At 67.8% G+C, this 6,649-nt stretch carries 4 protein-coding genes; all 4 read right to left on the bottom strand.

What is annotated here, in order from left to right:
* The coding region (locus VFG33_RS34130) for a hypothetical protein (protein WP_325057137.1) at nucleotides 1-2,877 on the bottom strand (2,877 nt) is incomplete at its 3' end.
* Nucleotides 2,874-3,971 carry a Gfo/Idh/MocA family oxidoreductase gene (locus tag VFG33_RS34125; protein WP_325057136.1) on the bottom strand — a complete coding sequence of 366 codons (1,098 nt, stop codon included), beginning with the start codon at nucleotides 3,969-3,971 and terminating at the stop codon, nucleotides 2,874-2,876. The genes VFG33_RS34130 and VFG33_RS34125, both read right to left, overlap by 4 nt.
* Nucleotides 3,972-4,356: 385 nt before the next feature.
* Nucleotides 4,357-5,409, bottom strand: a complete 1,053-nt coding sequence (locus VFG33_RS34120; protein WP_325057135.1) for a glycoside hydrolase family 172 protein — start codon at nucleotides 5,407-5,409, stop codon at nucleotides 4,357-4,359.
* 208 nt (nucleotides 5,410-5,617) lie between these two features.
* Nucleotides 5,618-6,649 (bottom strand): fibronectin type III domain-containing protein (locus tag VFG33_RS34115; protein WP_325057134.1); only part of this gene is annotated, 1,032 nt, incomplete at its 5' end.

Genomic DNA, 6,649 nt, shown 5'->3' with positions numbered 1-6,649 from the left:
GTAGTGGTCGCCGGGGTGGTGACGCACGATGCCGGAGGTGCCCTCGAACGTCACACCTTGCTCATCGCCGTACTGCTGAGGCATGGCGGCGCAGAACACCAGATCCTCGCGACCCCGCACCGCCACCACACAGCCGTACGGCATGGCAGTGGCCCGAACGTCGTCGAGATGGCTGACCACCGTGAGAAAGCTGCCCGTCCCGTCGTAGTAGCGGCCGCTGGTCGGCTGCCAAGGATGGTCGACATTGTCGCGGCCGTCGGGGTTCGGCTCCGGTGGCACCAGTGTCGGTGTGGCGCCGGGCACCAGTTGGACGATCGACGGGAACTGTTCCTCCTCGTCCACGAACCACGAGAACCGGCCGTGCACCCCGTCACGGACCTGGTCGATTAGCACGAAGTAGTCTGCGCCGGATAACAGCACACTGCGCGCGGTGTAGTCGGGCGAGGCCGAAGGCCCGGCGTGAACACAGGCGAACTGAGCGAAGCCGAAGTCGTGCAAAGGCTCGGTCAGATCGTTCATGCCGACACTGCGGTACGGCCCGAGCTCCCGGTAGCCGCCGAGCTTCAGCACCCCGAAGTTGGTGCACCGCTCCACATCGCCGCGGGGCAGGTCACCCACGTCCTCGACATTGTTGGAGCTGTACCGGCGACCGGCCGCGTAGTAATAGACAACGCCGTTGCCGCCCCGGGCGGCTCGACCCCACCGGTAGTTGGGGCCGGCGTCAAGCTGCTGGAGATAGACGGTGACCTCGTCGGGTGTGCCGACAGCTGCCCGCAGAACAAACCCGTACCCGGTGAACTTCGCCGATTCGAGCTCTGGGTCGGTGCCGGCGTTGTCGAACCAGTCGCCGGACTGCAGATGACTCCAGGTGTCGTAACTGCTCGGGCCCCGCGGTTCACGCTCCTCGGTACCCGGCGGCGCCGCCCACAACAGATACTCCGCGAGCAGCGGATCGTAGTTCGCCAGTTCCTGCCCGAGCACGCGGAACGCGCGGGATGGTCCCTTCCCATGAGCGTGCGCGCCCTGCGGTGGCAGGGTGCGCCGGCCGCCGTACCGGTGCATCGGCGCGGAGAGCGTGTTGAGCAGCCAGTATCCGAGCGCCGAGGTCTCCGGCCGGGCCAGCCGGTTGTGTCCGTCGAAGAACCGGCGCAGCAGATGCCCGAACAGCACCAGCAGTTCGACCGGGCCCCAGACGTAGCAGGCCAGATTCTCCGTCCACCGGCCGCCCTGCGCCTGCCAGGCTGGCACATCCGGGCGGAGATGGTATTTGAGATTCAGCGCGGTAGCCCGCTCGAAATGGTCGGCCATCCGGCGTGCGTCGGGGTGGTTCGGGAAGAGGAACGGCAGCGCCGCCACCACCGCCAGTACGTCGGTCAGGAAGTTCGGGTGGCCGGCCAGCATCCGGCGTACGGGCATCAGCGTTTCGTCCTCGAAGACATAGCTGAGGAACTGCAATGCCGCACCGAGATCGCGTCGCTCGGCTTCGGTCAGGCCGCAGGCGGTCTCGTCGAACAGTGGGACCAGCAGCTTGGCGACCTCGCGAGAGCCGACTGGCGTCGGACCGTGGTTGGTGCGCGGGCCGCCGTCGGGGATGGAGTTGAGCGTGAGCGCGTCGCGGGCGACCAGATTGCGCAGCAACTCCCGCCGGTCGGTCGACAGTTCGTGGTGCGCGGTGTCGAAGAATCGGGGGTAGCTGGAGCCCGGCTCGAGATGGTCCAGGGTCCAGTCCTTCACCTTGTTCAGCGACAGCCAGCCGTGCCAGCGATACAACGTGTCGATGTGGGTCAGCGGTATGCCCGTGCGCGTCACCGTCCGTACGTCCTGAGCGTGCGGATAAGTGGCGACGGCGAGGGAACGGGTGCCTGCGGCCAGCGGGAAGCGCCAGCGCAGCCGACCGCTCTCGAAGGAGAACCGGCCGGCAAGTGTGACCGAGGAGCCCCAGACAGCCCATTCGCCGTCGTCCCACCGTTCGTGATCGGTGATGAACACTCCGAGCGAGACGTCGTGCGGCTCGGCCCAGAATGCCGCAGCAGGCAGCCTCCACCAGGTCAGCCAACTGTGATAGGGCACCAACTCGATGGGCAGCGCACCCCCCGGGCCGAGGCCGCCGGCGATCGGCTCCCAGGCGAAATCGTCGTACCCCCTGCCATCCGGTTCTGTCGGACCGTCCGGCCGGTTCGCGCAGTACCGGTGAGTCCAGCCGATCGCGTCCCAGTCGAACTCCAGCGCGACGTCATCCTCCGGTCCGAAGCCATTGATGCGCTCGTCGAACTCGAGGAACTCCATGCCGGCTGTCAGCCGGACGGACAGCTGATAGCGGCGGTCGCCGACGAACCGGAAGTCCATTGCGTACTCGACGAACACCGGACCCTGTTCGACCTTGCGTACGTCCACGCTGCGCGGTGTGCCCACCGATGTGATCCGGGCACAGCCGATCCACCCTGAGGGATTGCCGATTCGCAACACTGGTTCGCCGACGGCCGGATCGTCGGATGTGGACAACGCGGCCCGTATCAGTCCATTGTCGAGGACCGTCTCGTCCCCTTGCGGATCGACGCGGAGACCGGTCGCGGGCGCCGCACCGGCCGCCGGACCAGCCTCTAGCCGAAAGGTGCGCTCCGCGCCGGCGGGCAAGTCGGAGAGCAGGTGCACTGTTGCGCTTGCCGACTGCGTTCCCGCTTCCCGTACCTCGGTGAGCTGGACCGGCACCGGCCTGCCGTCGTACGACGCAACGGGGCCGGCGTCGAGATCCCAGCCGCCGCCGAACTCGACCGGCACAGTCACCCGGGAGACGGGCCAGGAGAAGCGCGGATGACGCAGATCATCGGAGAGGACGACCTCGATGACCTCAGCATCCTTGTGAACTCTGACGCTCATCTCGGGCTCGCCTCTTCGGTTGCGGTGTGTTCGACCGCGATCGCCGTGCCTGACGCACAGGAGTCGATCGCCGCCTGCGCCACGGCGAAGGCCTGCCGCACCTGCATGCCCCCGGCCATCTCTGGGCGCCCCTCAGCGAACTCCGCGAGGTCGACGCCCGCCCGCCACGCCCGGACGAGATCGCGAAAGTCGGTGAGTTCTGCCACGTAGGCGTCGTGGAAGAGTTCCAGGTTGCGCTGTGCCGTACCGACAGTCGCTCCGTCCGCGCTGTACCGCCGGGTGTCGGCCGGCGGCGCGCCGCCGGCCGTCACCATCCCGTTGGGACCGAAGACTTCCAGCCGTACGTCGTAGCCGTAGCTGGTCTGCAGGCTCGCCTCCGCCGTGGCGAGCGCACCGTTGTCGTACCGAATGGTGACCAAGGCTGTGTCCAGGAACCCCGTGTCGGCGTAGTCGGGCCGGATCAATGCGTCCGCGACAGCGCGCACGTCGAGGGCCACGGCTCCGCGGTTGAACCAGTTGAGAATGTCGAAGTCATGGATCAGCGTCTCGACGAAGATGGCGTTGCGTTTGATCGTCTCGGGCTCGAGCGGTGCCGGGTCACGGGTCAGCGAGCGCAACAGTTGCGGCGTCCCCACCGCGCTGCCACAGACCAACTGGTACGCACGGGAGAACGCGGCGGAGTAACGCCGGTTGAAGCCGATCTGCAGCGGTGTCCCCGCCCTGGCCACCGCGGCGAGCGCGGCGTCGAGGTCGGGCAGGTTCACCGCGGCCGGTTTCTCACAGAAGACCGCCTTGCCGGCCGCACTCGCGTGGCTCATCTGGATCGGATGAAACCGCGGTGGCGACGCGACGATGACCGCATCGACGTCCGGGTCGGCGAAGACAGTGGCGGCGTCCGCCGTGACCTTCGTGACGCCGAGCCGGCGCGCCAGCGCGTCCGCGGCCGCCCTGTCGGGGTCGGCGATGGCCTCGAGGACGAGGCCGGGGACCTTCTCGGCGACAGTCGTCGCGTGGAAGCGCCCCATCCAACCGATTCCGACGACCGCGACGCGGATGCTCCTGTGCGGACGGACATCGACCGGTATGTAGCTCATATGGCCGCTATCCGGATGACCGACTTGATGTTCCATCCGGAGTCCTTTGCCTCGAACGCCGCCGGGTGCCGCACGAGCACGTCGAACTGCCCCTTGGGGAAGACATTGATTCTCATCGCAGGTCTCATCTCAGGCTGGTCACGCGTTAGCATATCGAGTTCATGTTGGCTGCATGTCACATACCTTGCAATGATCCACCGGTGCGGTACGGATGCCTCGACACACGCCGACCGGGTGCTGCGGATCGCCTCCACTGCGACGGCACGCATCCAGGAGGGCCATCTGCTGCTGCATCTGCTCAGCACGCAGGCGTTCCCGTCCTCACCACTTCGCGGATCGGACTTGGTCCAGGCCCTAGCGTGGCGGTCTTGCCGGCACCATGCCGTCAGGTGATCTCCAGGTGATCCGGGTCGAACGTCGTCTCGATGCCAGCAGGTTCCCGCTGGTACCACCACGCCGTGGAGGCGATGTCGTCGCACAGCGGCAGATAGCGTCCGCCCTGCCGCCACCCCAGTGCCTGCACGTCGACCCGAAGGTCGCTGCCGAACCTGATCGGATCGGCCAGGTGCCAGCGGTACATGCCGAACCGCTGCTGGCTTCGGTAGAGACCGTCCGGACGGAGGATCTGGGGCAGGCCGAGGAAAGGTGTGGTGTAAGCGGTGTACCCCTGTCCCGGCACGTCGAAGTTCCAGGCTCCCCCGAAGTAGTCCTCGGTGCCGGTGCCGCAGATGGTCGGGAACTCTTCGTCGCCGTCCAGGTAGAACTTGAGTTCCCCCTCGCCCCACCAGCCCGAATTGTTGACACCCCAGGCGAGGTAGGTGCCGACGTAATGGCCGCCGCTCGTCACCCCGTCCAGGATGGTGTGCACCTCTTGGTAGGGCAACGGATTGCTCCGGCGCCACGTCGCGTGCAGGTATCCAGGATCGTCGTCGACGACCCCGAGTTCATAGTCGACCTGGAAGTACACCCGGGCCGCCTCAGGCCCGATGTTCTCCAGGCTGATCCTGGCCTCGCGCAGGTAGGGCATCTCCCAGTAGCAGTTGAAGCCGCCGTTCGGGTTGACCGCCACCGGAAGCGAACTCACCTGGGCGAACTCGCCCCACCCCTGGCAGAAGAAGTCCCCGAGCGGTACCGCGACCGCCGGTGTCGCGCTGCCTTCCCAGTGGATCCGCAGGATAAGTGACCGCCAGTTCACAGGGCGGGTGGTCAGCCACAAGTGCCGGATGGTCCCAGGGCCCTCCAGGTCGGCGAGGACCGCGGTGGCACCGGCCGGTATCCCGATGCTGGGCGACACCTTCCAGCCCTGGCCGAGGTCCCGGGCCGCGTTGGCGCCGGTGCCCTCGGTTGCCGCCCCGCCGGCGCCTTTCGCCCCGGTCGGGTTCTCCGGGCTGACCGATCGAGTCCGTCCGTCGGTCAGGCGTGAAACGCCGAGAATCATTGTCAACTCCAGTTCGCAGCAGGTCATGGTCAGAAGACGATTGCGTAACGCTGGTTGGCGCCTCGGACACGGGGCAGCCGTTCTACTCTGCTTAACCGGGCCGCTGCGGCGCTACCTGTCCTGCCTCCCGGTCTGGCGCACGAAGTCCGGGCGCGGAAGGCGCCCAGAGCGGGCGGAAGCATGCGTGGGATCGACGGCCGCCGTGGGGTCATGCGCGCCATCCGGTCCAGTGGCGGCGCTCCGGGTCCGGGTACGACAGGATCGGCATCTTCTCCTCGATCCACGGGTTCGTCTCCTCGTACCCGCTCTCGTAGCTCTGGGTCGCGCGGCGGAACACCTCGTCCGGCCGGGGATCCCAGTCGATCATCCCGCCGGGCTCGGTGTCCCGGACCGCGCCCGGCACGCCCTCGCCGTTGCCGTTGACGGCGCTGACCCGGTACTCCGCGACCTCGTCGGCCGCGGTGTCCAAGTGCTGTCGCTCCAGTCCACTCCCGATGAGGGTGAAGCTCTCCTGCCCGCGCCGACGGCGGTAGAGCCGGTACTCGTACGCCCCCAGCACCTCGCCCCAGGAGGCGAGGATGCCGCCCTCAACGCGGCGAACCCAGAGGCCATCGGGGCTGTGCGGTACCTCCGGGCTGACGTAAACCGGGTAGGGCCGCGACGCCTGTCCGGCTCGGGCCCGACCCTGTGCCACCACTCTCGCGTGCACTTTGGTCCCGGCTGCAACTCCGGTTACCGGGTAACGGGTGGCGGCGACGGCGGCCGCGACCTGCTGCCAGCTCTTTCCGCCATCGGTGCTGAGTTCGACGTGATAGCCGGTCGCCCCGGCCACCGGGGTCCAGACAAGCGTGAATCCCGTGGCGTGGTTCTCGGTGCGCAGCACCTGCGGCCTCCCCGGGGTCGGCGCCCCGGCGGTGTATTCCCAGCGATGACGGCCCGCCGGGATGCGCAGCACCAACTGATCCCCGGCGGGCTCGCCGGGCAGCGGCATCCCGTCCAAGTAGAAGGTCTGGCCCTGAGACGGGGCGCGGAGCCAGATCGCGGCCGCGTTGCGGGCATGCACTACACCGCCCAACTCATCACCCGTGGTGACGCTGATCGCCACTGAACCGTCGGTGGTGACTGCGAAGCCGGGCACCGCGATGTGGTCTCCGACGAACAGGGCCGCCTCGACGCGGTTCCCACCATGGCGCCGTACGATTCCCGCCGTACCACGAAACGCCACCCCGTCGGCGTCGTC

This window comes from Kribbella sp., from assembly GCF_035687465.1.
GTDB lineage: Bacteria > Actinomycetota > Actinomycetes > Propionibacteriales > Kribbellaceae > Kribbella.
Note: the sequence above shows the minus strand (reverse complement) of the source record. Positions and strands in the feature narration are given on the sequence as shown.

What these genes read in the sequence shown, in the direction of transcription:
- VFG33_RS34125 (WP_325057136.1), bottom strand. Translation starts at nt 3,971, where the DNA reads ATGAGCTACATACCGGTCGATGTCCGTCCGCACAGGAGCATCCGCGTC.
- VFG33_RS34120 (WP_325057135.1), bottom strand. Translation starts at nt 5,409, where the DNA reads ATGATTCTCGGCGTTTCACGCCTGACCGACGGACGGACTCGATCGGTC.